The sequence below is a fragment of the Flintibacter sp. genome (genome assembly GCF_046973065.1).
Genome location: NZ_JBKVXZ010000053.1, coordinates 1 through 25,809 on the forward strand (window position 1 = coordinate 1; position 25,809 = coordinate 25,809).

23 protein-coding genes and 1 riboswitch are annotated in these 25,809 nt (G+C 61.6%); of the genes, 7 read left to right on the forward strand and 16 right to left on the reverse strand.

Annotated elements, in window-relative coordinates; translation table 11 throughout:
* Positions 1 to 47: 47 nt before the first annotated feature.
* The 9 genes from ACLTXB_RS15090 to gltX all read right to left on the reverse strand — a co-directional run bounded on the left by ACLTXB_RS15090 (position 48) and on the right by gltX (position 12,559).
* The gene (locus ACLTXB_RS15090; protein WP_428227566.1) at positions 48 to 689 is read right to left on the reverse strand and encodes a YigZ family protein; all 642 of its coding nucleotides are present in this window, start codon (positions 687 to 689) and stop codon (positions 48 to 50) included.
* A complete protein-coding gene (locus tag ACLTXB_RS15095) occupies positions 686 to 1,231 on the reverse strand; it encodes a GNAT family N-acetyltransferase (protein WP_428227567.1) in 546 nt (181 codons plus the stop codon). The genes ACLTXB_RS15090 and ACLTXB_RS15095 overlap by 4 nt, the downstream gene beginning before the upstream one ends.
* 57 nt (positions 1,232 to 1,288) lie before the next feature.
* Positions 1,289 to 2,578: a GTPase HflX gene (gene hflX / locus ACLTXB_RS15100; RefSeq protein WP_110440406.1), complete on the reverse strand. Its 1,290-nt coding sequence runs from the start codon at positions 2,576 to 2,578 to the stop codon at positions 1,289 to 1,291.
* Positions 2,579 to 2,604: 26 nt separating this feature from the next.
* Positions 2,605 to 3,102 carry a flavin reductase family protein gene (locus tag ACLTXB_RS15105; RefSeq protein ID WP_110440405.1) on the reverse strand — a complete coding sequence of 166 codons (498 nt, stop codon included), beginning with the start codon at positions 3,100 to 3,102 and terminating at the stop codon, positions 2,605 to 2,607.
* 107 nt (positions 3,103 to 3,209) lie between these two features.
* Complete coding sequence (gene rpmE, locus ACLTXB_RS15110; RefSeq protein WP_008980959.1) at positions 3,210 to 3,416, reverse strand: 50S ribosomal protein L31; 207 nt, start codon at positions 3,414 to 3,416, stop codon at positions 3,210 to 3,212.
* Between the two features lie 93 nt (positions 3,417 to 3,509).
* Complete coding sequence (gene addA / locus ACLTXB_RS15115) at positions 3,510 to 7,130, reverse strand: helicase-exonuclease AddAB subunit AddA (RefSeq protein ID WP_428227568.1); 3,621 nt, start codon at positions 7,128 to 7,130, stop codon at positions 3,510 to 3,512.
* Positions 7,131 to 7,155: 25 nt separating this feature from the next.
* Positions 7,156 to 7,569 carry an EamA family transporter gene (locus ACLTXB_RS15120; RefSeq protein WP_428227569.1) on the reverse strand — a complete coding sequence of 138 codons (414 nt, stop codon included), beginning with the start codon at positions 7,567 to 7,569 and terminating at the stop codon, positions 7,156 to 7,158.
* A 38-nt stretch (positions 7,570 to 7,607) separates the two neighbouring features.
* Positions 7,608 to 10,961, reverse strand: a complete 3,354-nt coding sequence (locus tag ACLTXB_RS15125) for a PD-(D/E)XK nuclease family protein (RefSeq protein WP_428227570.1) — start codon at positions 10,959 to 10,961, stop codon at positions 7,608 to 7,610.
* Between the two features lie 110 nt (positions 10,962 to 11,071).
* Positions 11,072 to 12,559, reverse strand: coding sequence for a glutamate--tRNA ligase (gltX, locus tag ACLTXB_RS15130; protein WP_428227571.1), 1,488 nt, complete (start codon positions 12,557 to 12,559; stop codon positions 11,072 to 11,074).
* 226 nt (positions 12,560 to 12,785) lie between these two features.
* On the opposite strand from gltX, the gene trpS reads away from it, so the two are divergent.
* The 4 genes from trpS (at position 12,786) to ACLTXB_RS15150 (ending at position 17,071) form a co-directional block, all read left to right on the forward strand.
* Positions 12,786 to 13,790, forward strand: a complete 1,005-nt coding sequence (gene trpS / locus ACLTXB_RS15135; protein ID WP_428227572.1) for a tryptophan--tRNA ligase — start codon at positions 12,786 to 12,788, stop codon at positions 13,788 to 13,790.
* A 165-nt stretch (positions 13,791 to 13,955) separates the two neighbouring features.
* Positions 13,956 to 15,125 (forward strand): MraY family glycosyltransferase, encoded by a 1,170-nt coding sequence (locus ACLTXB_RS15140; protein ID WP_428227573.1) that lies wholly within the window; start codon positions 13,956 to 13,958, stop codon positions 15,123 to 15,125.
* A complete protein-coding gene (gene wecB / locus ACLTXB_RS15145) occupies positions 15,122 to 16,273 on the forward strand; it encodes a non-hydrolyzing UDP-N-acetylglucosamine 2-epimerase (RefSeq protein ID WP_040649006.1) in 1,152 nt (383 codons plus the stop codon). Before ACLTXB_RS15140 ends, wecB begins: the two co-directional genes overlap by 4 nt.
* A 33-nt stretch (positions 16,274 to 16,306) precedes the next feature.
* The gene (locus tag ACLTXB_RS15150) at positions 16,307 to 17,071 is read left to right on the forward strand and encodes a hypothetical protein (protein WP_428227574.1); all 765 of its coding nucleotides are present in this window, start codon (positions 16,307 to 16,309) and stop codon (positions 17,069 to 17,071) included.
* A 39-nt stretch (positions 17,072 to 17,110) separates the two neighbouring features.
* Here ACLTXB_RS15150 and ACLTXB_RS15155 read toward each other — a convergent pair whose 3' ends face one another.
* From ACLTXB_RS15155 to ACLTXB_RS15165, 3 genes are read right to left on the reverse strand one after another with little or no spacing between them, the layout of a single operon-like run.
* Complete coding sequence (locus ACLTXB_RS15155) at positions 17,111 to 17,461, reverse strand: hypothetical protein (RefSeq protein WP_428227575.1); 351 nt, start codon at positions 17,459 to 17,461, stop codon at positions 17,111 to 17,113.
* Positions 17,454 to 17,846 carry a hypothetical protein gene (locus ACLTXB_RS15160; protein WP_110440397.1) on the reverse strand — a complete coding sequence of 131 codons (393 nt, stop codon included), beginning with the start codon at positions 17,844 to 17,846 and terminating at the stop codon, positions 17,454 to 17,456. Before ACLTXB_RS15160 ends, ACLTXB_RS15155 begins: the two co-directional genes overlap by 8 nt.
* Before the next feature lie 28 nt (positions 17,847 to 17,874).
* The gene (locus ACLTXB_RS15165; protein ID WP_110440396.1) at positions 17,875 to 18,138 is read right to left on the reverse strand and encodes a hypothetical protein; all 264 of its coding nucleotides are present in this window, start codon (positions 18,136 to 18,138) and stop codon (positions 17,875 to 17,877) included.
* Positions 18,139 to 18,202: 64 nt separating this feature from the next.
* On the opposite strand from ACLTXB_RS15165, the gene ACLTXB_RS15170 reads away from it, so the two are divergent.
* Together ACLTXB_RS15170 and cls are read left to right on the forward strand one after the other, a co-directional pair.
* Positions 18,203 to 18,661 (forward strand): metallophosphoesterase family protein, encoded by a 459-nt coding sequence (locus tag ACLTXB_RS15170; RefSeq protein ID WP_020989696.1) that lies wholly within the window; start codon positions 18,203 to 18,205, stop codon positions 18,659 to 18,661.
* A gap of 33 nt (positions 18,662 to 18,694) precedes the next feature.
* Positions 18,695 to 20,221: a cardiolipin synthase gene (cls, locus tag ACLTXB_RS15175; RefSeq protein ID WP_020989697.1), complete on the forward strand. Its 1,527-nt coding sequence runs from the start codon at positions 18,695 to 18,697 to the stop codon at positions 20,219 to 20,221.
* 47 nt (positions 20,222 to 20,268) lie between these two features.
* Here the strand turns inward: cls and ACLTXB_RS15180 are convergent, their stop codons facing one another.
* The 4 genes from ACLTXB_RS15180 to ACLTXB_RS15195 all read right to left on the reverse strand — a co-directional run bounded on the left by ACLTXB_RS15180 (position 20,269) and on the right by ACLTXB_RS15195 (position 25,045).
* A complete protein-coding gene (locus ACLTXB_RS15180) occupies positions 20,269 to 20,868 on the reverse strand; it encodes a toprim domain-containing protein (protein ID WP_428227576.1) in 600 nt (199 codons plus the stop codon).
* 10 nt (positions 20,869 to 20,878) lie between these two features.
* Complete coding sequence (gene holA, locus ACLTXB_RS15185; RefSeq protein WP_428227577.1) at positions 20,879 to 21,940, reverse strand: DNA polymerase III subunit delta; 1,062 nt, start codon at positions 21,938 to 21,940, stop codon at positions 20,879 to 20,881.
* Between the two features lie 13 nt (positions 21,941 to 21,953).
* Positions 21,954 to 24,281: a DNA internalization-related competence protein ComEC/Rec2 gene (locus ACLTXB_RS15190; RefSeq protein WP_428227580.1), complete on the reverse strand. Its 2,328-nt coding sequence runs from the start codon at positions 24,279 to 24,281 to the stop codon at positions 21,954 to 21,956.
* A gap of 146 nt (positions 24,282 to 24,427) precedes the next feature.
* Positions 24,428 to 25,045, reverse strand: a complete 618-nt coding sequence (locus ACLTXB_RS15195; RefSeq protein ID WP_428227578.1) for a folate family ECF transporter S component — start codon at positions 25,043 to 25,045, stop codon at positions 24,428 to 24,430.
* Positions 25,046 to 25,131: 86 nt separating this feature from the next.
* Positions 25,132 to 25,252: riboswitch (THF riboswitch) on the reverse strand.
* A gap of 115 nt (positions 25,253 to 25,367) precedes the next feature.
* Between ACLTXB_RS15195 and ACLTXB_RS15200 the strand changes: the two genes are divergently transcribed.
* On the forward strand, positions 25,368 to 25,809 hold a 442-nt coding region (locus ACLTXB_RS15200), incomplete at its 3' end, for an rRNA adenine N-6-methyltransferase family protein (protein WP_428227579.1).

The window sequence follows — 25,809 nt, forward strand, 5'->3', positions numbered from 1 at the left end:
ACACAGGCAACAAGCCGCTCCAGGCCGTTTTCTACCGCTTCCATGGGTCACTCCTCCTTTGCCGCCCGCCAGGGCACATCCTGAAATCGCTCGCCCGCCTCCAGCACCTCAATAGTCCCGGCGGACACGTCCAAAATCCGTGCAGAAAATTCCTCTGCCCGCTCCTCCGGAAGCAGGACAGACAGCACCACATCGGCTCCGTAGTCCACCTGCTCCACCACGCCGCCGAAGGATTCCACCTCCCGGCGGGTGCTCTCAAACTGGGCGTAGGTGCAGGGCACCTCCATGGCTACCCAGCGGCGTACCACCGAGATACCCGCCGCGTCCAGGGCGTCCTTGGCTCCCTGGGTATAGGCCCGCACCAGTCCCCCGGCCCCCAGGAGGATGCCCCCAAAGTACCGGGTGACCACACAGCACACGTTGACCACGCCCTCCCGCTGAAAGACATTGAGCATGGGCTGTCCGGCGGTGCCCTGAGGTTCTCCGTCGTCGGAGTAGCGCACCGGGCCATCCTTGATGATGTAGCACCAGCAGTTATGCCGGGCGTCGTAGTAGCGCTTTTTCATCTCCTCGATGTGGGCGCGTGCCTCTTCTTCCGTTTCCACCCGCCAGACATGGCCGATGAAGCGGGAGCGCTTTTCCACAAACTCACTCTCGCTGGCCTGGGTGGGAATATAATATTCGGTCATAACATCACCGCCCGTCTGTTTTCCCAGTCCGCCCGGCTTAAGGCATAAAAATGCGTCAACCGGCACTCATTCAGCAGTTCTACCTGCTCCTCCTGAGAAAACTGGTATTGAAACCCGCACTTTTCAATCACACGGTGGGAACGCTCATTTCCGTCATAGTGGTTACACCAAATGGTACTCAGTCCCAGCTCTTCAAACCCCCAATGAATCAGCTCCCGGGCAGCTTCTGTCATCAGGCCGCGTCCCCAGAAGTCCGGGTGGAGGGCATACCCTAGTTCTTCATCCGGCCCAGGCAGCTCCTTCCGGTGCCGGCCCACAAAACCGGCGGACCCGATCACCGCCCCGTGCTCCCGCTCCACCACAGCAAACACATTGGGCGCAGAAAATACGGTGCGGATGATTTCTCGGCTCTCTTCCAAGCTGGCGTGAGGAGGCCAACCAGCCACCGGCCCCACCCGAGGGTCCTTTGCATAGGCATACAGGTCCTCCGCGTCGCGCTCTTCAAAGGGGCGAAGGGTCAACCGTTTTGTTGTTAACGTCATGATCCCAGTCTCCTTATCCGTTTCTCTCCGAACATGAGGGGGATAAATGGCTGCGGCTTAATCTTCCCACGGCTCCTTGTGGGGCTGCCAGCCCTCCACCAGGGGACCCAGCTGGCCGATGGTCTTGGGGGTACACACCGCCACCACGTCGATGGTCTCGGCGTACTCCACCTGCTCCACCTTGGCCTCCTGATAGAGCTGGTCTAAAATGCCGCCCTTATCGTAGGGCAGGTGGATGGTCACCCGCTTGGCGCCGCTGTCCAGCCGCTTGCCGATGGCCTCCAACAGCTTGTCCAGCCCCTCCCCTGTCTTGGCGGAGATGGAGACGATGTCCTCTCCGTGGGGACGAATTTCGCCGGTCCACTTATCGCACTTGTTAAAAACTTCAATGCGGGGAGTCTGCTCTGCCCCCAGCTCCAGAATGAGCTGGTCTACCACCTGAGCCTGCTCCCGCCACTCCGGGTTGGAGGCGTCGATCACATGGAGCAGCAGGTCGGCGAAGGATAGCTCCTCCAGGGTAGCCTTGAAAGCCTCCACCAGATGGTGGGGCAGCTTGCGGATAAAGCCTACCGTGTCGCTCAGGAGCACGGTGCAGGTGTCGGAAATCTCCAGGGTGCGGGTGGTGGTGTCCAGGGTATCGAAAAGCCGGTTGTTGGCGGGGATTTCCGAGCCGGTGAGCTTATTGAGCAGGGTGGATTTGCCCGCGTTGGTATAGCCCACGATGGCCACCACCGGCACCTCGTTCTTCTCCCGGCGCTGGCGCTGGGTGGCACGGACCCGGCGCACATCCCGCAGCTCCTCCTCCAGCTTGGAGATCTTGCGGCGGATATGCCGCCGGTCAGTCTCCAGCTGGGTCTCACCAGGACCGCGGGTACCGATGGCACCCTCCTGGCGCTCCAGATGGCTCCACATGCCGATCAGCCGGGGCAGCAGATATTTGTACTGGGCCAGCTCCACCTGGAGACGGCCCTCCCGGGTGCGGGCACGCTGGGCAAAGATATCCAGAATCAGGGCGGAGCGGTCCAGCACGCCCACCTTCAGCTCCTCCCCCAGCACCCGCTGCTGGGAAGGCGACAGGGCGTTGTCAAAGATGACCATGTCCGCTCCCATGGTGCGCACCAGCTGGCGCACCTCGTCCACCTTGCCCTGGCCGATGAAGGTGCGGGGGTCGGGGCTGTCCTTCTGCTGGAGCACCATGCCCACACTCTCGCCTCCGGCGGTCTCCAGCAGGTCCTTGAGCTCCTCCATGGACTCCTCGGTGGCGTTCTCTTCCCGGGTGAGACTGTGGGCGCTCAGGCCCACCAGCACCGCCCGGTTCAGCTTGTCTTTGGTAAAGTTTTCGGTCATACAACCTCCAAAATTCCGAAGCCCTTTTACTTGGTCAGGGCCTCCACGATCTCACCAATATACATGGTGTGGTAGTCCTTCTGGGGATACCAGCGCTCCTTCACGTCGTCGGGGATAAGCTGGGGATCCATGGGCTGGACAAAGCGCTTGCGGCACACCAGCACCAGACTGGCCTCCTCAAAGTAGGGGGCGCCGCACTCCGCCGTTTTCACTGTAAAGCCGCACTCCTTCACCTTATCCACGTCCCGGCCGCTCTTGCTGCCGCACAGGGCCAGCTGAGGGCGGTAGCTCTCGTCAAAGAAGGAAAGGGTAAAATACTCCTCCCGGTCCACAAACTCTTTGGTGTAGCGCTGAGGACGGATGTAACAGGTGGCGGCAGGACCGCCCCACAGCACACCCAAACCGCCCCAGGAGGCGGTCATAGTGTTGCATTTTTCCGCCGTACCGGCAGTAATGAGCATCCACTGGTCCCCAATGAGAGAAAATACGTTCTGGCTTACGTCCTTCGGATCAATCTTCTTCATGGCACATACCTCCCAAACAGTATACGGGCCGCCGGGCGGTTCCATTCCCGGGGCAATATGCAAAAAGCCGCACCGAGGGCTCGGTGCGGCTTCTTTTAGGCGCAATCTTACTTCTTGTCCAGGCCAAACTTCTTGTTGAAGCGGCTGACGCGTCCGCCGGTGTCAACCACCTTCTGCTTACCGGTGTAGAAAGGATGACACTTGGAGCACACTTCGACACGGATGTCCTTCTTGGTAGAACCAGTCTCGATCACGTTGCCGCAGGCGCACCGAATGGTGGTCTGCTGATAGTCGGGATGAATTCCTGCCTTCATTGTATCTTCACCTCTTTCTCCATGGAGGGATCGTTTGTAAATGCAACTGGTATCATAGCATACCTTTTCTAAAATTGCAATAGGTTTTCCATTTTATTTTTTCAAATTTTCTGTTTTTGGCAGCTCTACTGGTGTACCGGTGGCAAAAAACCACAGCATCTTGCGGCAGACCGGCCGCCCGGTGATCCGCTCCAGAGCCCGGCTGTAAGCGCTGAGCTGGGGGGCGTAGGACTGTGCCCGTTCCTCCTCCTGCCCCGGCAAAATCCGGTCGCTCTTGAAGTCCAGCACGGTAATGCCCCGCTCATCCACGAACCAGCAGTCCACCACGCCCTGGAGAAGGACCTCCTCCCCCTCCAGACCGGGCAGGTAGTCCCCGGCAGGGGTGAGCAGGGAGAATTTAAACTCCCGGTGGACCTCCTTTGCCTGAGCCAGCTCCCGGCCCAGCGGCGAGGTAAAGAAAGCGCTGAGCACCTCCGGTTTTACCGCCTCTCCCTGCAAGGAGGTGAGGAAGCCGTCCCGCACCATCCCGGCCACCGCCTCTGCGATGGCCTCCGGGCTGTGGTCCCCCTCCAGAGGCAGATACTGCATGGCCAGATGGAGGGCAGTGCCCTTCTGAGCGGCGGTGAGGCCCTGACGGCGGGCGATGAAGTCCGGGCGGCGGATGGGCTCCGGTGCGGTCTGGGGCGCTCCTTGGGCCTCCTGGGCGGCCTCCTGGTCCAGCACCCGGCCCTTGAGCTGGGTAGCGGTGAGCTTGGATGGGGCCTGCACCGCAGCGGCGTAGGGATAGGTCCAGGTAAGGGCAGCAGTCAGGTCCTCCCCGTCCTCCTCCCGGGAGACGGGAACAAAGCGGCCCGCCCGGCTCTTGGACTCCTCCAGCCCCTGGCCCTCTATCCAGCGGATGGACCATTTGGGCCCCAGGGTCGCGGTACACTCAGTGCCGCCTCCCGCTAAGGTGCGTAGGATCTCCCCCTCCGGCCGGGTGAGGGCATGGAGAAGGATCCACTGTCCCACGCTCTGCTGCCGCTCCAGAGCCACGGGAGACACCGGCGCGGCGGCATCCTCTGCCAGCCGCTCCAGGGCCTTGGCCCCCTCGGTCAGGGCCAGGGTGAGGATCAGCTTCTCCTTGGCCCGGGTCATGGCCACATACAGCAGCCGCATCTCCTCGGACATCATCTCCCGCTCCAACTGCCGGGACACCGCCCGGCGGGCCAGAGTGGGGTACTCCACCATCCGTGCTCGATCTAACCCCTTGGGGCCTACCCCCAGCACCGGGTGAAAGAGCACCGGGCGCATCAGGTCCTCCCGGTTTAACCGCCGGGACAGGCCACACACCAGCACCGCTGGCTTCTCCAGACCCTTGGACTTGTGGATGGACAGGATGGACACTCCGTCCCCATCGCCGCCCCCTCCGGCAGCGGTGAGCTTGGCTCCCGTGTCCCGCAGCCGTTCCATGCGCAGGAGTAACTGGAACAGAGAACGGCAGCCGCCGTCCTCCATCTGTCCGGCCAGGGCGTAGAGGGTGAGCAGGTTGTTCTGCCGCTCCTCCCCTCCCGGCATAGCCCCGAAGAGGCCCAGGATGTTGGTCTTTTCGTAGATGTGCCAGATGAGCTGGCGGCAGGTGCGGTCCCCCGCCCCAAAGCGCAACTCCTCCAGTTCCCGGAGAAAGTCCTCGCTGGCCGTGTCCCCATCCTGGGCGGCTTGCACCAGGGCAGAGTAAAAGTCCCCCTTGGTCCCGGCACGGAGCTGGGCCAGGTGGTCGGCGTCAAAGCCGAACACCGGGGAGCGCAGGGCGGCAATGAGGGGCACGTCCTGCCGGGGGTTGTCCACGATCTGCAAAATGGACAGGGCCACGTTCACCTCGGTGGTGGCAAAGAAATCCTCGCCCCCCTCGGCATTCCAGGGGATGCCCTCTTCCCCCAGGGCACGGATGTAGTGGTGGAGGACCACGCCGGGGCTGCGGAGCAAAATCATCACGTCACTGGGCCGCAGGGGACGCACACCGTCTCCCTCCTTGACCATCAGCGGCTCCTCCAGCAGGGCGCGGATGCGCCGGGCCACAAACCGGGCCTCCAGGCGGTTCTTGTCCTCCTTCTCTCCCTCCTGGTCCCCCAGGTAGGAGAGGTCCAGGGCATTGAGCTCCAGGGCGTAGTCCCCACTCTCCGGGAACTCTGCTCCGGGCACCAGGGCCTGGTCGTCGGTGTAGTCCAGCTCGCCCAGCTGGGTGGACATGATGTTCCGGAACAGGTCGTTACAGCCCTCCAGCACCTGGGCTCGGGAGCGGAAATTCCGGGACAGTACCCGCTTCCGGGACTCCCCCTCCTTGGCCTCATCTCCAGGGACAAAACGGCGGTACTTGTCCAGAAAGATGGTGGGGTCGGCCAGTCGGAAGCGGTAGATAGACTGCTTCACATCGCCCACCTCAAAGAGAGTGCGGCCACCCCGGGAGATGGCGGTAAAGATGGCGTTCTGCACCTGGTTGGTGTCCTGGTACTCGTCCACCATCACCTCCTCAAAGCGCGCGCCCCACATTTTGGCCAGAGCGGTGGGCTGTCCCGAGGGCTCCACCAGAAGTTTTACCGCGAAGTGCTCCAGATCAGAAAAGTCCAACACCCCACGCCGGGCTTTCTCGGCCTGATAGGCCTCTTGGAAGCGGAGCACCAGGTCCATAAGGCCCCGCACTGCCGGAGCGGCCTCCCGCAAATCGGAGAGCACCTGGGCACTGTCCCCGTCAAAGCGCTCGGCCGCCTTGGCAAGCAGGTCCTTGGCCGTATCCCGCAGGTTCTTCACCTGCTGGGTCACTGCTGCCGCCCGGCTCTCCTCCAGGGGACTGAGCTCTTCGCTGCGTTTCCGCTTGCGTCCCACCGCTGGAAAGGGCACAGGCAGACAGGCACAGGTTTGATCCCAGTGGGAGCCCTCTGCCGCCTCACAGAAGGCCTGAACGGCCTCCAGAGAGGTCTGGATGGAGGGGGCGTAGTTCATTTGCAGCAGCTCATCCTGGGCGCACAGGGCAAGCGCCCGCTCCAGCCGCTTTTCTGCCTCCCAGCCCTGCCGGGCGGCGTCCTCCAGCAGCAGATCCCCCCAGGGGGTCTGTCCTGCGTCGGTGATGTCCTCCAGCGCCCAAACCGCTTTCTGCTCCAATAGCCACTGAGCCGGATCGGGGTGGCTCTGGATGCGGCCAAACACATCCAGCACGATCTGCTCCAGACGGCTGTCGTCCCGGCCCGCTGCCAGGGTATCCACCAGCAGGGAAAAGTCGTCTCCCTCCTGGAGGTTCTCATACTGCTCCTCCAGCACGTCCAGGAGGACCTGCTGGGTCATCACCGCCCCCTCCCCCTCGTCACACAGGCGGAAGTCGGGGTCTAAGTCCAGCAGGTGGCCGCTCTCCCGCAGCAGGGCGGCACAGAAGGCGTGGATGGTGGAGATCTGGGCCTGATAGACCAGAGTGGTCTGTCGGCGGAGATGGCGGTCGTTGGGGTTCTGGGCCAGACGCTGGGACAGCTCCTGGGCGATGCGGCCCCGCAGCTCCGCCGCGGCCGCCTTGGTGTAGGTGATGACCAAAAACTGGGTGATGTCCAGCCCTTCGCCGGTCACCCGGTCCAGCAGCCGCTCCACCAGCACCCGGGTCTTACCCGACCCAGCCGCTGCCGACACCAGCAGCTCCCCGCCCCGGTCGTCTACGATCTTCCGTTGTTCTTCGGTCAAGGGAAAGGCCATGGCGGCACGCCTCCTTCTTTCAAACTCACAAAATCAATACAAAGGTGCCCACAGTAATGAGCAGGCCGCCCACCACCGTCTTCACGTCCACGACCTCTTTCAGCACCACAAAGGCCAGCACCATGGAAATGACCACGCTGAACTTGTCAATGGGCACCACCTTGCTGGCCGGTCCCAGCTGGAGCGCCCGGTAGTAGCACAGCCAGGACAGCCCGGTGGTCACTCCGGACAACACCAAAAACAGCCAGCTTCGGGCGGTGATATCTCCCATCTCATGATGTTTTCCGGTCATAAATACGATAGCCCATGCCATGATGAGCACCACCACCGTACGAATGGCGGTGGCTAGGTTGGAGTTGAGTTCCCCCATTCCCAGCTTAGCCAAAATCGAGGTCAGCGCGGCAAATACCGCCGACAGCAGAGCGAATACCGCCCACATAATTAAGCGCCTTCTTTCCAAAATATCCGTTTCCCGAGTCAGTTTTCCTCCCGAGCCACGTTCTCCCAAAACTCCCGACTCTTTACACTGGCCAGCCACCGCTTGCCGTCGCCGCCCCGGCCCTCCTCAAAGTGGCAGGCCTGGGCGTAGTCGCAGTAGCGGCAGGCGTTTTTCTCCGGACCACGCCAGAAGGGATCAGCAGCAATATTGCCCTGGGCGATCTCCTCGCAAATCTCCTCCAGCACCTTCTGGATGTGGCCGCCCAGCTTGCCCAGCTGCTCCGCAGTGGCCAGGGCTTCGCCGGAAATCTCCCCGGTGCTCTTGGACACCTTCAGGGGCAAAAAGCGGTAGCCCTTCTCCCCCGGCTCCTCCATGGCGTCCAGCACGGCCGGGTCGCTGAGCACCAGGCCGCTGCGGGTGAGCTCCTTGTCCAGCTGCTTGCGCCAGGCATCGTCGGACATGGAGCGGCTGCCCTTGATGATGGCATCCCGGGCGGGGAGGTACAGGACCCCCGCGCCCTCCACTGGTTTTCCATAGAATTTCTCTCCACGGTCCTCCAGGGTGAAGAGGTAGAGAAGCATCTGAAGGCCCAGTCCGTTCCAAACCTCTGTCAAGTCAAAAGACTTGCGCCCTGTTTTGTAGTCTACCACCCGCAGGTAGAGCCGTCCGTCCTTCTCCCAGCCGTCCACCCGGTCCACAAAGCCGGTGATGCTCAACGTCACATCCCCCACAGTGAGCTCCACCGGGGGCAGATCCTTACCGTTGCCAAAGCCCAGCTCAAAGGAAATGGGCCGGAACTTGGAGGCCCAGATCTCCTGGGTCACGTTGTCTACCACGGCCTGGACAGAGCGCAGCAGTCGGCGGAACAGATACTGGAAACGCTCGCTCTGCTGCTCCAGGCCGCCCAGCTCCTCCCGGACGTACTGCTCCACCGCCTGCCGGGTGAGCTCGGCCACTCGGTCCCGGCGCTCCTGGTCCTGTTCGTCCTCCCAGCCGGGCAGGGTGGTCTGCTGGAAGGCATCGTCTTTGAGGACGTGCTCCAGCACATAGTGGACAAAGGTTCCGTACTCCGGTGCTGTAAAGCCGGCAGGCTTGCGGGGTTCTGCCTGGAGGCCGTAGCGCATGAAGTAGGAGAAGTGGCAGGATTTGTACTTGTCCATCCGGGAGGCCGACATGGGCACCCGGTGGCCGTAGAGCCGCTCCACCGCAGGACGGGACAGGCGGCCGCGCTCCCACCGGGCGGCCCGATCCAGTCGTTCCACCATGGGGGCGTACTCCGGCAGGGCCAGCAGGGCGTCGTGGGCGCTCTGGCTGCGGCCCGCCTGCTCCAGGGCAGGCAGGGGAGCCTGGAGGCGGAATCGGCCATACAGGTCCTCCTCCCGCTCCACAGTGAGGTCGGAGAACAGCAGCCGCAGCCGCTCCACCAGGAAGCAGGGGCGGCGCTCCTCCCCCGCGCCGCTTTGACCCGGCCAGGAGACGATGAGCTTCTGGGTGGGCCGGGCGCAGGTGAGGTAGACGGTGGTCATCTCACGGTAAAGAAGGTCCCGGGCGGTCTGATTGAGCTCCAGGCCGTAGGATGCCAGCAGGGATCGGTCGTCGTCAGACAGCAGCCCCGCCGGGGTGGACACCTGAGGGATGGAGGCATCGTCCGCCCCCAGCAGAAATAGCACCTTGCCGTGCTGGCCGGTCTGGCGGGTGGTTTCCCCCGCGGTCACCCGGTCCAGGGAAACGGGGATAGTGCCCACGTCGTACTGGGACAGCACCAGGCGGAACAGGGCGGCAAACTCCTCCAGCTCCATGGGGGTCTCCCCCAGCAGCTGGGCGCACTGCTCCAGGCCGCCGCAGACGATCTCCCACAGCTGGCGGTACTCCTCGGCCAGAGCGGGCTGCTCCCGCTGCCGCAGGGCGGCTACCTGCTCCTCCAGCCGCTCCGGAAGGCCGATGTTCTCCAAAAAACCGTAAAGGGCTATGGCTTGTCCCTCTCCGGTTTTATTGGTATTCTTCCGCAGCAATTCCAGAGGTTCAGCCACTTGGCGGCGGGCACGGTCCAGCCGCTCCAGCAGGGTCTTGTCCTCCTCTGTCATGGGGAAGCCATAGCCCCGGGGGTGCATATTCCAGGGCTTTGTCTGGGTCCAGCGACTCCCCCGCAGGTTCCATTTGAGGACGTAGTTTTCCAATAAATCCCGGTCCTCCTCGGGAAGATCGGTGAGGCCGGTTTTCAGATAGCGGAACACATCGTCGTAGCGGTAGCCCCCTGCCACTGTCTCCAGGGCCGCCGTCACCAGGGTGAGGATAGGCTTTTCCAGAATGTCCGTCATGGCCGAGGCGAACACGGGTACCTGATACCGTGGAAACACCGACTCGATGAGGGGTTGATAGGTCCCAAAATCCCGGGCCGTTACCTCAATGTCCCGGTAGCGCAGCCCCTCCTCCCGCACCAGGGTGCGGATGCGGGAGGCCGCCCACTCCACCTCGGAGCGCGGGGTGAGGGCACGGTGGAGTTCCACCGCCCCTTCGCAGGAGGCGGGTTCTTGCTGAGGGCCGAACAGCTCCTGTTCCACCTTGTTGAGCGCAGAAACTCTGGAAAAACAGTTGCTAGAAAGGTTTTCTACTTCACAGGAAATCCCCCGTTCCTTAGCCAACCGTACCAGCATGGCAGCAGTGCGCCGGGCAGGAGAAAAGATTCCCGTGCCCCCCTCGTCCTCCTCCAAGTGGTCGCAGGTGAGGGTAACGATGATTTGGTGGGCCTGAGCCATGAGCTGTGCAAGCACCTCCCCCTGCTGGGGAGTGAAATCGGTAAACCCGTCCAGCCACAGGTCCATATCCTGGGCCCAGGGGCAGGCAGAGAGCTTCTCCGCCGTGCGGGTCAGCCGGTCCCGTGGGTCCAGTGCGGTGCGGGCAGTGAGGGCCTGGTAGGCCCCGCAGATGAGTCCCAGGTCCCGCAGCTTGTCCCCCTCGGGTCCCTCCACCTCCTCCCCCGCCTGGAGGAGCAGCTGAGGCTGGACACAGCAGCTTTTCAGCTCGTCCACTGTGGCCAGCAGGTTTTCCAGAAAGGCGGGACGGCGGGAGGGCCGGGCGTACACGGTCAGCTCCTGGGACACCGCCTTCACCGCCTGGTACATCAGCAGCAGCCGCCCGCCGCTGTCCAGCTCCGGTTCTCCCACGCCTCCCGCGGCCAGGAACACCCGGTTGGCAAGGCGACTGAAGGACAGCACCTCGGCATACAGGGACACCTCGTCTCCCCCAGCCTTACAAAGGGCACGCTCGGCCTGGTGGGACTGCTGCTCCGGGACCATCAGCACCTGCCGCCGCTCCTGGCCCGCCTGGCACAGGCGCTTCAGCACCGTGGTGGTCTTGCCGCCGCCCGCCCGGCCTAAGATCAGCTTCAGCATGGGCCTGTCCTCCTTTCCTCACATCCATAATATCGCTGGTATTGTAGCATAGTCCGGACAAAAGGAAAAGCCCCGGCAAAAGCCGGGGCTCTCCCAACATGCAGTGGATATTATCCCAATTTCTCCAAACCGATCTTGAGGCGGCGCACCGTCTCCCCCCGGCCCAAGATACAGCAGATCTCCACGGCTCCGCCAGGGGTGACCGCCTTACCGGCGGCAGCGATACGCACCGGCCACATCAGGGTGGCGTTCTTCACGCCCATACCCTCGGCAAGGCCCACCAGGGACTCGTGGATCATGGCCTGGTTCCAGGCGGGCAGGTTGGAGAGCATACCGATGGCGGCGGAAAGCATGTCCTTGGCAACCTCGGGGTTGCACTTGGACTTCTTGTTGGTGAACAGGTCCACGCTGTACTCAGGCAGCTGGTCGAAGAAGTCCACCTTCTCAGGGATGTCGGTGAGCCGCTCGCACCGGGCCTGGAGCAGGGCGGCAATGTCGGAGACCGACATGGCCTCATTCTTCACGCTCTGGCGGATATAGGGCTCGGCCACCTTGGCAAAGTCCTCGGGGGACATGGCCCGCAGGTACATGGCGTTGAAGTGGGTGAGCTTCTCAATGTCGAAGATGGCGGGGGACTTGGACATACCCTCCAGGTCGAAGGCCTTGGCCAGCTCCTCCAGGGAGAAGACCTCCTGCTCGGCCAGCTCGCCCCGGGGAGACCAACCCAGCAGAGCCACGTAGTTCAAAATGGCATCGGTGAGGAAGCCCTGGTTCTTCAGATCCTCATAGGATGGGTCGCCGTGGCGCTTGGACATCTTGTGCTGGGCATCCCGCATAACGGGAGAGCAGTGCACATAGGTGGGGATGTCCCAGCCAAAGCCCTCGTAGAGCAGGTTATACTTGGGGGCAGAGGACAGATACTCGCTGCCGCGGACCACGTGGGTAATACCCATCAGGTGGTCATCGATGACGTTGGCAAAGTTATAGGTGGGCAGGCCGTCCCGCTTGATGAGCACCTGGTCGTCCAGGGTCTTGTTCTCCACGGTGATGTCGCCGAAGATAGCGTCGTGGAAGGTGGTGGTGCCCTCGTAGGGGATTTTCTGGCGGATGACATAGGGCTCGCCCGCATCCACCCGGGCCTGAGCCTCCTCCAGGCTCAGAGAGCGGCAGGGATCCTCGCCACGGTCAAACTCGCCGGAGTCCTCCTCGCTTTCCGTCTTCTCGCAGAAGCAGTAGTAGGCGTGGCCCTTCTCCACCAGCAGCTGGGCATACTTGCCATAGGTGTCCCGGCGCTCGGTCTGGACATAGGGAGCCACAGGGCCGCCCACATCGGGACCTTCGTCGTGGTCCAGGTGGCACTCGGTCAGAGTCTTGTAGATGAGCTCGGTAGCGCCCTCTACCTGGCGGGTCTGGTCGGTGTCCTCAATGCGCAGGATAAAGGTGCCTCCGGCATTGCGGGCGATGAGCCAGGTGTACAGGGCGGTACGCAGATTGCCGATGTGCATATAGCCCGTGGGAGAGGGGGCAAAACGGGTACGGACCTTCCCCTTGGGGATTTTGGCCTCCATCTCCTCAAAATACTTATGATCCAAAGCCATACTGTTCCCTCCGTAAGCGGCTGGGCCGCCTGATTTCTTGCAGGCAATTATAGCCGATTTTTCCCCATTTGACAACCCTTCCCGCCCTCCTTTCCCCTCTTACGCCGGAAATGTAACGAAACCATGAAATTCCGCCCGGTACGATTGCCACGCGGGGAAAAATGTGCTATGCTGTATTGGTATCATTCTGCATATAGGGATTTCCCTGAAAAGGTTGTGTTTTATTATGGAAGAAACCAAAAAGAAAGTTATGCTCTCGGGCATTCAGCCCAGCGGCGATCTGCATCTGGGCAACTACCTGGGCGCCATCAAAAACTGGGGCGCCCGGGCCGAAGAGTTTGACTGCTATTATTTTATGGCCGATATGCACACCATCACGGTGCGGCAGACCCCCGCTGACCTGCGCCGGCGCACTCTCACCCAGCTGGCCCAGTACATTGCCTGCGGCCTGGATCCGGAGAAGAACACCCTGTTCATCCAGTCCCACATTCCCGCTCACGCCGAGCTGGGCTGGGTGCTCAACTGCTACACCATGTTCGGTGAGCTCAGCCGCATGACCCAGTTTAAGGACAAGTCGGCCAAGCACGCCGACAACATCAACGGCGGTCTCTTCACCTACCCCGCCCTCATGGCCGCTGACATCCTGCTCTACCAGCCCGACTTCGTTCCCGTGGGCAACGACCAGAAGCAGCACGTAGAGCTCACCCGCAATGTGGCCCAGCGCTTCAACAACATCTACGGCGATGTATTTAAGGTGCCCGAGCCCTACATTCCCAAGACCGGCGCCCGCATCATGTCCCTTAACGCCCCCGACAACAAAATGAGCAAGTCCATTCCTGAGGGTTGCGTCTTCCTCATGGAGAAGCCGGAGGACATCCAGCGCAAGTTCAAGCGGGCCATCACCGACAGCGACACCGAGCGCTGCGTCCGCTTTGATCCGGAGAACAAGCCCGGCGTGTCCAACCTGATGAGCATCTATGCGGCCGTTACCGGCAAGAGCATGGAGGAGATCGAGGCCGAGTTTGACGGCCAGGGCTACGGCGCCTTCAAGCCCGCTGTGGGCGAGGCGGTCATCGAGTGCCTGCGTCCCATCCGGGAGGAGACCGAACGCATCCTGAAGGATAAGGCCTATCTGGAGAGCGTCTACAAGGCCGGCGCAGAGAAGGCCTCCTATGTGGCCAACAAGACCCTGCGCAAGGTCTATAAGAAGGTGGGCTTCGTCGCCCGCTAACCTACTTTTCTTGAAAGAAAAGTAGGCAAAAGGACTTTGTGGGAAGCTTCGCTTCCCTTCTGCGCTTGCCTGAATTTATGCAGAAAATTGACGGGATGATACTCTATCCCGCACGTTTTCTTTTGAAAATCAACCGGAAATCAATCTAAAATGAGGTAATTTCTCATGCCTGTTCAAGTCTCTGTTCTAGGGGCGGTGGCGGCAGCCCTGCTGGTAGCTGCCATTGTAGCGTTCATTGCCACCCCGGTAGTACGCTCCCTGGCCTTTAAGATTGGTGCGGTGGATGTGCCCAAGGATAACCGCCGCATGCACAACCACCCCATCCCCCGCATGGGCGGTCTGGCCATCTTCTTTAGCTTTATCCTCAGCGCCCTGATTTTTGTCCCTCTGTCTACCCCGGTGCGCGGCATGCTGCTGGGCGGCGTCATCATTGTGATCCTGGGTATCTTTGACGACATTTACGCTCTGCCCGCCCTGCCTAAGTTCTTCGTCCAGATCGCTGCCGCTCTGGTAGCTGTCCTCATGGGCAACCAGATCGACATTCTCTCCAACCCCAACATTTTCAGCAGTGAACCCTACTGGGTTCTGGGCATCTGGTCCATCCCCATTTCCGTGCTGTGGATCGTGGGCATCACCAACGCGGTCAACCTCATTGACGGCCTGGACGGCCTGGCCTGCGGCGTGTCCACCATCAGCTCCATGACCATGCTGGTCATCGCCCTCACCGTGGCCGAGCCTGACACCGCTCTGCTCATGGCCGCCCTGGCGGGCGCCTGCATCGGCTTTTTGCCCTACAATCTCAACCCCGCAAAGATCTTCATGGGGGACACCGGCTCCACCTTCCTGGGCTTTATTCTGGCTACCGTCTCCATCGACGGACTGTTTAAGTCCTACGCAATTATCTCCTTTGCCGTCCCCTTCCTCATGCTGGGCCTGCCCATCTTCGACACCTGCTTTGCCATCTTCCGCCGGGTGTCCCACGGCCAGAGCCCCATGGCCCCCGACCGCGGCCATATCCACCACCGGCTCATCGACATGGGCTTTTCTCAGAAGCAGGCGGTGGCGGTCCTGTATATCATCAGCGCCATTCTGGGCCTGAGCGCCGTGGTGCTCACCACCACCAACGTGCTCAAGGCTATGCTGTTCCTGCTGGCCCTGTGTGCCGCCGGCGGCGTGTCCGCCAAGCTCTACCTAGACCGGGTCAACGGACGCAACCAGTCCGATTCCCCCTCCCAGGGCCGCACCGGAGCTCGTCCCCGCAAACTGCACCAGCCCCCTTCTGACGTGGCTGGCAATGATTACTTTTTTGGTGAAGAGGAGCGTTCTGACAAATGAAACCTGTCACTGTTATGACCATCTTCGGCACCCGGCCTGAGGCCATTAAAATGGCCCCTCTGGCCCTGGAGCTGCAAAAGCGTCCGGGCATCCGTGCCCTGTGCTGCGTCACTGCCCAGCACCGGGAGATGCTGGACAGCGTGCTGGAGATTTTTAAGCTGAAGCCCGACTATGACCTGAACATCATGCAGCCCCGGCAGACCCTGTCCACCATCACCTCCAAGTGCCTCACCGGCATGGACGATGTGCTCAATGAGGCCAAGCCCGACCTGGTTCTGGTCCACGGCGACACCTCCACTACCTTCGCCGGTGCTCTGGCGGCCTTCTACCACCAGATCCCCGTGGGCCATGTGGAGGCTGGCCTTCGTACCTACGACAAGTGGTCCCCCTTCCCCGAGGAGATGAACCGGAAGATGGTGGGCGCCATTGCCGACCTGCACTTCTGCCCCACCGTGGCCAACCAGAAGAACCTCCAGCGTGAGAATATCACCCAGGGGGTCTTCCTCACCGGCAACACCGTCATTGACGCCCTCCAGACCACCGTTGTAAAGGACTTTACCTTTGCAGAAGATATCCTCAACAATCTGGATTATGAGAACCGGAAGGTGATCCTGGTCACCTGCCACCGCCGGGAAAACTACGGCCAGCCCATGACCAACATCATGACCGCCCTGCGCCGCATTGCCGACGCCTTCCCCGAGGTGGAGCTGGTCTACCCCGTACACCTCTCCCCCGTGGTTCAGGAGGCCGCCCATAAGTATCTGGACAACCACCCCCGCATCCACCTCATCGCTCCTCTGGCGGTGGACGAGATGCACAACCTCATGGCCCGCTGCCATCTGGTGATGACCGACTCCGGCGGCCTTCAGGAGGAGGCTCCCGCCCTGGGCAAGCCGGTGCTTGTCCTGCGGAAAGAGACCGAGCGTCCTGAGGCGGTAGAGGCGGGCACCGTCAAGCTGGCGGGCGTGGAGGAGGAGGTTATCTTCTCCATGGCCAGCGAGCTGCTCACCAACCCTGCGGCCTACCAGGCCATGGCCCACGCGGTCAACCCCTACGGCGACGGTCAGGCCTGCCGCCGCATCGCCGACGCTATCGAATGGCACTTCGGCCTGCGCAGCGAGGCTCCCGATCCCTTCACCGGACGCTGAGCGTATCCCACAGAAACGTAAGGAGGTGAGGTCTTGGACTCCAAAAACCGGCTGGCGATCGCCATTGCCATCACCTGTCTCATTGTGGTAGCCATGTTTGCCAGCTTTGGCCGCAGCCTGTTTCTGGTGAACATCCCCTCCGTCTCGCTGGCCCAGCTCAACGAGGATACATCGGATGGCAGCGACAGCTCTGTCCAGGGGCAGGACGACCAGTTCTGGCAGGTAGACGTCACCCCGGAGACGGTGCAGAGCATTGTAGCCTCCCTCTCTCGGCCGGAGAGCTACTACCGGGAGCTGACCGTGGAAACTCTGTGGAGCGACGGCTCCCACAGCACCTCGGTGCAATTTTGGCAGGACGGTGGCTGGTCCCACACCCGGCAGATCCTCCCGTCCGGAGCGGTACGCCATGATCTCACCGGAGAAGACACCACCTACTACTGGTATGAGGGCTCGGAGAGCTACCGCTCCTTCCCCGCCGACGAGTATTCCGCCGACCTCACCCAGCACATCCCCACCTATGAGGACGTGCTGGATCTGGACAAGGATACCATTACCCAGACCGGCTATGAGCGCCGGGATGTGTGGCCCTGTGTCTACCTTCAGGTCCAGGTTTCGGACACGGTGGTGGAGCGCTACTGGATCAGCACCGACACCGGTCTGCTGGTCAGCGCCGAGCGGGAGCAGAACGGTCAGCTGGTCTACCGCATGACCGCTTACACTCAGGTACAGACCCCCTGTCCCACCACCGCCTCCTTTGCGCTGCCCGACGGGACTGAGCTCCATACAGTACAGTCTTAAATAGCCATACAGGGGCGGCCCAGGGCCGTCCCTGTTTCTTTATTTTTCCTCTCCCTCTCCCAGCCCCATAAGCAGGGTGAGACCCAGGGCAATGATCATCTCCAGGTCATCTCCCTCTTTGAGCAGAAGCAGAAGGATGAGAAACAACAGCAGATCTCCGCTGTCCAGCTTCTCCAATCCCAGAGAGGAAACCAGGCTCTTCAAACTGCTGGAAACGCCCTCCGGCAGGACGGGCGGGGGGGTGCTGGGGCGGGAGCGCCCCTGAGACCGCGGATGCTCCCGGTGCTCCTGTCTCTCTTGGCGCTCCGGTTCTCTGGGACGGCGGGGCTCGTCGTCATCCATGGTCACTCGGGTATAAACCGCCCCATCCGGGATATAACGGTTATACAAGTGTGTCCTCCCCCTTCCCTCCCAGCGACCCCAAAGCCACCCGGAGCAAGCGGGACATTTTGGCGATCTGGACCGCCTTGTCCAGCCGCCCCCGCCGCTCCTCCCGCAGGTAGGGGCGCAGAGCCTGGAGCAGGGCGGTGTTCTGTCCGTCGTCCTGCTGGTACTCCCGCATGAGCCGCATGCCAAGCTGCACCATTTTGGGATCTAAGTTCCCCATGAGCTGGGACAGGTCGGGGGGCGCGTCCTCGGCAGGTTCGGGCGCCGTATCCTTCTCCTCCTGATCCGAAGAAGACTGCTTGCCCAGGGACTGAGCCAGGGCCATGATCTGGCCCATGGCCTGCTGGTCCCCCAGGATGCTGTTCAGTTTCTCCTCAAATTCGCCCACATCGCTCCCCCCTTCCCCGCACAGTTTCTCAGGTCAGCCCTGACTCCTTGGCCTGGCGGCTGATCCGTTCCACCAGCCGAGCCCCCTCCGGGGTGCTCATAAGCTGGTTCATCATCTCCATCAGCTGACTGGCATCCCCCTTGGCTGCGGCCTGAGCCGCCTGCTGTACGCCCCCTTTGGAGCGCAGCATGGCTACCAGCTGCTGAGCGTCTCCGGAGCCGGCCAGACGGCGGATTGCCTCGCCGCTCTCGCCCCGGAGCAACGACTCTTGATTTTTATTTTGACGCTGCATACCCGATTCCTCCTTTTCTCACTTCGGTTTCAGTATATGCGGCGCGACAGGTAAGGTGACAACTTTGAAAATCCTTGTTTTTTCCGACTCCCACCGCTCCCGCGGCGACATGATCGAGGCCATCGACGAGCAGCAGCCCGACCAGGTCATCCACCTGGGCGACCTCATCACCGATGCGGAAGAGCTGACCTATGTTTATCCCCGCCTGCCCATCTGCATGGTCCCCGGTAACTGTGACGGCTGGACCACCGAGCCCGTGAAAAAGCTGATTACGCTCCAGGGCAAAACCATTCTTCTCTCCCACGGCCACCTCTGGCGGGTCAAGGGGAGCTACGACGCGGCCATCGCCGACGCCCGCAAGGCCGGGGCGGATATTCTCCTCTTCGGCCACACCCACCGCGCCTACTGCCAGCAGCTGGAGGACGGCCTGTGGGTGATGAATCCGGGGACCAGCCGCAGCAGCTACGGCACCATTCTCATCGAGGGCGGGGAGATCCAGTGCTCCCTGACCCGGCTGATCTGACGTGCCCTACCCTGGAACGGAGGTGATCTGGCCTTGAAAAAAGTGCTGTATATCCTGTTTCACCGCTCGGTGGTGGTAGGGCTGTCCCTGTTGGCCCAGGTAGTTTCTCTCATTGTGATGGTGATGTTTTTCTCTGGCCACACCCAGGGGTTTTATTGGTGCTGCATCGCCCTGAGCGTGGTAGCCGCTATGCTGATTCTGGGCAGCAGCATCGACCCAGCTTATAAGATCGCCTGGCTGCTGCTGGTGCTCCCCTTCCCGGTGTTCGGCGGCATCTTCTATCTGCTGGTGGGCGGCGGACACATCCCCAAACGCATCACCCGGCGCATGAAGCGCATCGCCGAGCAGTCGGCGGAAAACCTGAAGGCCGACTTTAAGGCCGACGACCTGCTCCCTCTGGGAGAGGACGCCGCCAGCCAGGCCCGCTACCTGGAAAACTACGCCTGCTGCCCCGCCTACACCAACACAGAGACCGAGTATTTCGCCCTGGGCGATCTGGCCTTTCCCCGGATGCTGGAGGAGTTGAAAAAGGCCAAGCACTATATCTTCTTGGAGTACTTTATTATTCAGCCCGGAAAATTCTGGGACAGCATTCTGGACATTCTGGAGGAAAAGGCGGCCCAAGGGGTGGAGGTGCGCCTCATCTACGACGACATGGGCTGCATGTTCACCCTGCCCCGGGACTACAACGAGCAGATGGCCGCCCGGGGTATCCAGTGCAGGGTCTTTAACCGCTTTGTCCCCGTGATGTCCCTGCGGCTCAACAACCGAGACCACCGCAAGCTGATGATCATTGACGGTCAGGTGGGCTTTACCGGAGGCATCAATCTGGCCGACGAGTATATCAACCAGCATGAGCGCTTCGGCCACTGGAAGGACAGCGTCATCCTGCTGGAGGGAGACGCGGTGTGGTCTATGGCGGTAATGTTCTTGTCTATGTGGGACCACTGCTGCGGCTGGGAGGAAGAATTTGACCGTTTCCGGCCCGCCCCCTCCCCTGCCCGGCCCTGGACAGGCTACGTCCAGCCCTACACGGACACTCCCCTGGACCAGGAGCCGGTGGGCCAGTCGGTGTATCTGAACATGATCGCCAAGGCCCGGAAGTATATCTATATCACCACTCCCTATCTGGTCATCGACGTGGCCACCAACACCGCCCTTTGCAACGCCGCCAAATCGGGTGTGGATGTGCGCATCATCACCCCCCACATTCCCGACAAGCGCTACGTCTTTGAGGTCACCCGAGCCCACTATCCCCCTCTGCTGAAGGCGGGAGTAAAAATCTACGAGTACACCCCCGGCTTTATCCACGCAAAAAACTTTGTGGTGGATGACCGCTTTGCCGTGGTGGGCACGGTCAACCTGGACTACCGCAGCCTGTTTCTCCACTTCGAGGACGGCGTGTGGCTGTGCGAGGCCCCCTGCATCCACGACATCCGCGCCGACTTTGAGGAGACCCTGAAGGTGTGCGAGCGCATCTCTCTGCGCAAGCACCGGCGGCTCAATCCCCTGGTGCAGCTCTACCGCAATATTCTGCGGGTGTTCGCCCCTCTGATGTAAAAAACGCGGGACACAGAAGTGATCGCTTCTGTGTCCCGCGTTTTTTGTTATGTTTCCTCCAGCCCCAGCAGGTCCAGAGCCTCCTGGGCGGTATAGCAGGTGTTGAGCACCTCCAACAGGGCGTTGGCGCTCATGTGCTCGGGCAGGGAGAACTGCTTGAGCAGCGCCTGCCGCCGCTGGGCGCTGTCCGGCCGTCCGGTCAGTCCCGCCACAAACAGGTCTCCCTTGGTGAGGGCGGCGCCCCTCTTCTCCGGGCCGTCTCCCGACAGGAAGGTGGCTCCCGCCCGGCGCAGCACATCTTCCAGCACCTGAGGGGGCATTCCCTCTACCCCAAGCTTGCCCTCTTTGCCAGCCTTGCGCTTGCGGCGCTCCTTGCCGTAGACGTCGGGGATATAAGCATGCTTGAGGTATTTTGCCGGGATCTCCCCCTTGATCCGGTTGCGGATGACAAAGCCCGCTCCGTCCGAGTCGGTGAGGACAATGAGCCCGCGCTTTTCTGCCGCCTTGCGCAGCAAAGCCATCCGCTCCGGATCCTTGAAGATGCCAAAGCCCCTTGTTTCAATGATGAGGGTATCCACCACCTGGGAGAGGGTATTCTTATCGTAGCGTCCCTCCACGGCGATGGCCTCCTGTATTTTTATGTGCATAGCCGCCACCTCAGTACCGCCGTGCCGCCTTGGGCGAGGCAGGGGTGGCCAGCTCCAACAGCAGGCCGGTGAGCAGTTCCTGACCGTCCTGACCGGTGGACTTCATGGCCAGGTCCACCTGGCCGCACCGCACCACCGCCTTGCGGCACCAGCCCAGGGTGAAGCGCCGGGCGCTGTTCACCTGCTTTTCCGCCGGGTAGGGCTTGATGCCCCACAGGGCGGCCACGTAGGACGGCCCTCTCCCCTGTTCCAGGGCCAGACGGGCGGAGTAGAGCTGGCGCATCTGCCGCCCCAGGGACCACATGATCTTGATGGGCGGCTCCTGCATCTGATAGAGCTCTCCCAGCACCGAGGCCGCTTGGTCAAACTTCCCTTCGCCGATGGCGTCGGTCATCCGGAACACCACTGCGTCCAACTGAGGGGTGGCCACCGCGTCGATGTCCTGGCGGGTGATGTGAACTCCCTTGGCATAGGCCCCGATCTTCTCGATCTCCCCGATAAGGTTGGTCATCAGGTCACCGCACAGGAAAATAAGGTCCAGGGCCAGCTTGGAGTCGATATCCTTGCCCAGCGCCCGGAACCGCCGCCGCACCCAGTCCACCAGATCCCCCTGGTCCTGGCGGACAAAGTTGACCACCGTTCCCGCCTGCTTGATGACGGCGGAAAATTTGGTCCGGGCATCCATTTTGAAGGGCACCAAATCAAACACAAAGACGAGACACACGTAGTCGGGCAGCTGGCTGAGCAGCTTGCCGTAGGCCTCCCGGTCTTTCTCCCCCGCCTTAAAGAGGTCAAAATCGGTGACCTGCACCAGGGTGCGCTCCGCCATCATGGGCAGGCAGTCGATGGCCTCTTCCAGGGCGTGGGGAGACATATCCTTGGCGGCGATGGGGTGGAAGTTGAACTCCTCCAGCCCTCCGGCCAGCACCTTCTCCCGGAGCCTCCCCAGGTAGTAGTCCCTCAAGTAGGTCTCCTCCCCGTGGAGAAGATAGAGCTGCCCCGGCGTGCCCGCCGACAGGTCCTTTTTCAATTTCTGATATCCGGCCGTATCGGCCTTTGCTTTTGGGGGCATAACCCGCGCCTCCTTATTGTGAATCTGATCGTTCGGTCTCCACCGCTGCTCCCATGCGCAAGGTAATATTTCCCTGCAGGTCGGTGCGGTAGATGCGGCAGCCTGCCGCTGCCAGGCGTTCCAGCGTCTCCTGGGCGGGATGACCGTAGGTATTGTGCTCTCCCACCGAGAGGAACGCGTAATCCGGGGCGGTGGCCGCTAGCAGCTGCTCCGCGGTGGAGGATTTGGAGCCGTGGTGGCCCGCCACCAGCACCTCCAGGTCGGGCAAGTCGGTGTGGGTCAGAAGCTGCTGCTCCACATCGGCGCCCATGTCCCCGGTGATGAGGGTATCAAAATCTCCTGTGGAAATGAGACAGGTCAGCCCTGCCTCGTTGGTCTCTCCCGCGCCCAGGGGCGCATAGAGCTGAATGGTTCGATCCTCGTCCAGGGTAAGGAGGGTGTCCTCTTCCACCTCCAGGACCTCCACATCCCGCGCCTCCGCAACCGACAAAATTTCATCCCGCAGGGGTTCCTCCTCCCCGGTGGCAGGTGGGATGGCAAGGGTATCTACTTGCACCCGTTTCAACAGTTCCGTTACCCCGTTGGCGTGGTCCGCGTGGAAGTGGGTGAGCACCAACAGGTCCAGCCGCCCTACCCCGTAGTCTCCCAGGAAGTCGGCAGCAATATCTCCGGCGTTGTCATAGCTGTCCCCGCCGCAGTCCACCAGGCACAAAAAGCCTCCGCTGCGCACCAGCACGCTCTGCCCCTGGCCTACGTTCAACACGGTAACTGCCCCGCTCCCCCACCAGAAGCTCCACGCGTTAAAGAGCATGGCCAGGCACAGGGTGGCCACACCGCAGCAGGTGGGTATGATCCACCGTTTCTTGCCCGGCAGGATGGGAATCAGGATCAAAATGAGGTACACCAGCACCAGCCAGGCGCGGTAATAGACGCTGTTGGTGGTGACGGCAGAGAAGGTAAGATTGGACAGGCCGTCCACGACCCAGTTGAGGTAGCGCCCCAGGGGCGCAAAGGGCAAGGCAAGCAGAGCGGCCAGTTCTGGAATAAACACGCCTAGCGTGCCGATCAGCACCCCTGCGCCAAACAGGATACCCACCGCCCACAGAGTCAGCAGGTTGGACAGGGGCGCGATGAGGGAGACAGACTGGAAGTAGATGGCCGACAGAGGCACCGTAAACACTGATGCCCCCAGGGTGGCACAGAAGGTGGACACGACAAATTTGGGCACCAGCTGGATGATCCACCAGAAGGTCCACCGCTTGGCCGGACGGAAGGGAATGCGGGTCATCAGAGCCCGCTGAAGGGGCTGTGCACACAGGAAGATACCCGCCACTGCCGCAAAGGAGAGCTGAAGCCCGATGTGTGCCGCGGAGAAGGGATTATATAAAAGCAGCAGCAAAAGAGCGCTGCCCAGGGAGGTAAACTCGTCCCGCTCCCGATAGAACAGCGGACCGATATGCAGCAGCAGGATCATCACCGCCGCCCGCACCACGGAAGGGGTACACCCGGCGGTGAGGGTGAAAAGCAAGGTCACCGGAATGGTGACCAGAGAGGCCAGCCGCCGCCATTTTCCCAGCAGCATGGAAAGAAGCCCGGCCAGAAAGGCCAGGTGCATGCCAGACACCGCCACGGTGTGGCTCAGGCCTGTGCGCTGGAGGGAAGTAGTAAAGGGGTCACTGAGACTGTCCCGGTTGCCCGTCACCAGGGCCTGTACCAGCCCGGACACATCGCCGGGAAAGGTTTGGGCGATGCTCTCCTTCAGCGCCTGGGACCAGTAGGCGGGCCGATCCCGCAGCGGGATGCGGTCCGGTTGTTCCACTTCCAGACAGCCGTAGGCCTGCCCGGTCAGGAAGATACCTTTGGCGGTGTAGTAGGTGATCTCCTCCCCGGACGAGGCATGGTCGGCCAGCGTGCAGTGTACCACAGTCTCGATGCGGTCACCGGGCCGCAGGTCGGAGCCCTGTTCATCCACATAGAGGAGGATGGGCACGGTGACCCACCCTTCTGTATCCGCCCGGGCTAAAACCGAAACGCCGCCGTAGTCGGTTTCCTGGGGCCACTGGGATACGGTTGCCGTAAGGCGCACCGTTTTCTCATCCAGAGCCTGAGCGGGAGCCCAGAACACCTGGCTATACCCGGCCGTCCACAGGCATCCCAAGGCCAGTCCGAAGGCGGCGTACCGTGCCTTCCGGTTTCGGGGCATTTGTCTCAGACGGGGCAGAAACGTAACTGCAAAGGCCAACACAAAAGCGCACCCCAGAGGGAGCAGAACTCCCTCCAAGGGCAAAACATTGGCACACAACACCGCTGCGGCAAAGGAAAAGGAGAGAATGGCCAGCATGCTCACCGCCCGTCCCTCCTTCTCTCATTCTGCCCTCCATTATAAAAGAATTTCCGGCTGGATACAAGAGAAGATGTCGAAGCGGGTCGAATTTGGTCCTGCCACAGCAAGCGGGGAGCCGAAATCGGCTCCCCGCGGAAGAAAAATCAAAATACCTTGATGGCTCCGTCCACCTGCTTGGGAATCAGGTTCATCCGCTGCAGAATGGGCAGAAGCGCCTGGAACAGCACATACAGCACCGCTGCCTTGGGGATGATGGTCACCAAATTTTTGATCAGGCTCGGTACAAACCAGGCCCAATATACACCCCCGCGCATCATCACGGTCCACACGCTGCCCATGGCGGCATTGACCAGCAGATTGACCAGCACGTTGGCCAGCACCAGCCGCCACACAGTGATCTTCGCCCGGTAGAAACACAGGGCATACACCAGAACCCCCGCCATGGTGGACAGGGTGTAGCCAGGGAAAAAGTCCCCGGTGGGCTGGAGAATGAAACCCAGGATATCCTCTACAAAGGCAAAGATCAATCCCAGCGTGGGACCGCACACCAGGGCACACAGACCCCGGGCCAGAAAGCCCCAGGTGAGCTCGGTATGGGCAATGGGAATGCCGGGAATGAGGGACAGCGCCCGGGTCATGGCCACCATCAGGGCTGCGAACATCAGCAGCTTCAGGGCCTTGGCGCAGGCGTTGGCCTCCCGCCAGTAGGCGGGAGTAAAGGGAGTGCGGTACAAATTCATGGGGATGCGGGTCTGGGACATAAAAAAACCTCCTGTCTGTTTTGGCAGCCCGGGTTCGGGAATGCCGCACAGAGGGAGGAATTCATATTTTTTCGCCCCATCTTTGCGGCAGCGGGATGCGAAACACACACTGCCGCCCGCCCAAAGGCGGACTGTTCGTCCGGCGGACAACTCCCCGTCCCGCCGACACTAAGGCGCCAGATCCAGCACGTGTGCTTCTACTCTGCCGTGGCTAGTGTATTCCATCCACTGGGAAAAGGCAAGGGAAACTTTTCCTGCCCTTGACGGCCTGCCCCCTTTCTTAGTATGATAAAGAGGAAAATCTAGTCATTCGAGGTGTCTTATGGACCTTTGCAATATCAACGACATCAAAGCCCTGCTCTCCCGCCACGGCTTCCGGTTCTCCAAATCCATGGGCCAGAACTTCCTCATCGAGGACTGGGTCCCCCGTGACATCGCCGACGCCTCCGGTGCCGCTCCCGGCGTGGGCGTAGTGGAGGTTGGCCCCGGCATCGGCCCCCTCACCCGGGAGCTGTCCCTGCGGGCGGACAAGGTGGTCTCTATTGAGCTGGACCGCTCCCTGCTGCCCATTCTGGCCGAGACTCTCTCCGACCATCCCAACGCGGAGATCTTCCCCGGCGACGTGCTGAAAACTGACCTGCCCGCCCTGGTCTCGGAAAAGCTGGCCGGGCTCTCCCCCATCGCCTGCGCCAATCTGCCCTACAACATTACCACCCCCGCCATCACCGCCCTCATTGAGGCGGGCTGCTTTGGCTCCATCACGG

Bases quoted from the DNA above. Each gene is read 5' to 3' on its own strand.
- ACLTXB_RS15105 (WP_110440405.1), bottom strand. From the start codon at position 3,102: ATGAAGAAGATTGATCCGAAGGACGTAAGCCAGAACGTATTTTCTCTC.
- holA (WP_428227577.1), bottom strand. From the start codon at position 21,940: ATGCCCCCAAAAGCAAAGGCCGATACGGCCGGATATCAGAAATTGAAA.
- hflX (WP_110440406.1), bottom strand. From the start codon at position 2,578: ATGACCGAAAACTTTACCAAAGACAAGCTGAACCGGGCGGTGCTGGTG.
- ACLTXB_RS15180 (WP_428227576.1), bottom strand. From the start codon at position 20,868: ATGCACATAAAAATACAGGAGGCCATCGCCGTGGAGGGACGCTACGAT.
- wecB (WP_040649006.1), top strand. From the start codon at position 15,122: ATGAAACCTGTCACTGTTATGACCATCTTCGGCACCCGGCCTGAGGCC.
- ACLTXB_RS15195 (WP_428227578.1), bottom strand. From the start codon at position 25,045: ATGTCCCAGACCCGCATCCCCATGAATTTGTACCGCACTCCCTTTACT.
- ACLTXB_RS15165 (WP_110440396.1), bottom strand. From the start codon at position 18,138: ATGCAGCGTCAAAATAAAAATCAAGAGTCGTTGCTCCGGGGCGAGAGC.
- ACLTXB_RS15190 (WP_428227580.1), bottom strand. From the start codon at position 24,281: ATGCTGGCCATTCTCTCCTTTTCCTTTGCCGCAGCGGTGTTGTGTGCC.
- ACLTXB_RS15125 (WP_428227570.1), bottom strand. From the start codon at position 10,961: ATGCTGAAGCTGATCTTAGGCCGGGCGGGCGGCGGCAAGACCACCACG.
- rpmE (WP_008980959.1), bottom strand. From the start codon at position 3,416: ATGAAGGCAGGAATTCATCCCGACTATCAGCAGACCACCATTCGGTGC.
- trpS (WP_428227572.1), top strand. From the start codon at position 12,786: ATGGAAGAAACCAAAAAGAAAGTTATGCTCTCGGGCATTCAGCCCAGC.
- ACLTXB_RS15120 (WP_428227569.1), bottom strand. From the start codon at position 7,569: ATGTGGGCGGTATTCGCTCTGCTGTCGGCGGTATTTGCCGCGCTGACC.
- gltX (WP_428227571.1), bottom strand. From the start codon at position 12,559: ATGGCTTTGGATCATAAGTATTTTGAGGAGATGGAGGCCAAAATCCCC.
- ACLTXB_RS15140 (WP_428227573.1), top strand. From the start codon at position 13,956: ATGCCTGTTCAAGTCTCTGTTCTAGGGGCGGTGGCGGCAGCCCTGCTG.
- ACLTXB_RS15090 (WP_428227566.1), bottom strand. From the start codon at position 689: ATGACCGAATATTATATTCCCACCCAGGCCAGCGAGAGTGAGTTTGTG.
- addA (WP_428227568.1), bottom strand. From the start codon at position 7,130: ATGGCCTTTCCCTTGACCGAAGAACAACGGAAGATCGTAGACGACCGG.
- ACLTXB_RS15095 (WP_428227567.1), bottom strand. From the start codon at position 1,231: ATGACGTTAACAACAAAACGGTTGACCCTTCGCCCCTTTGAAGAGCGC.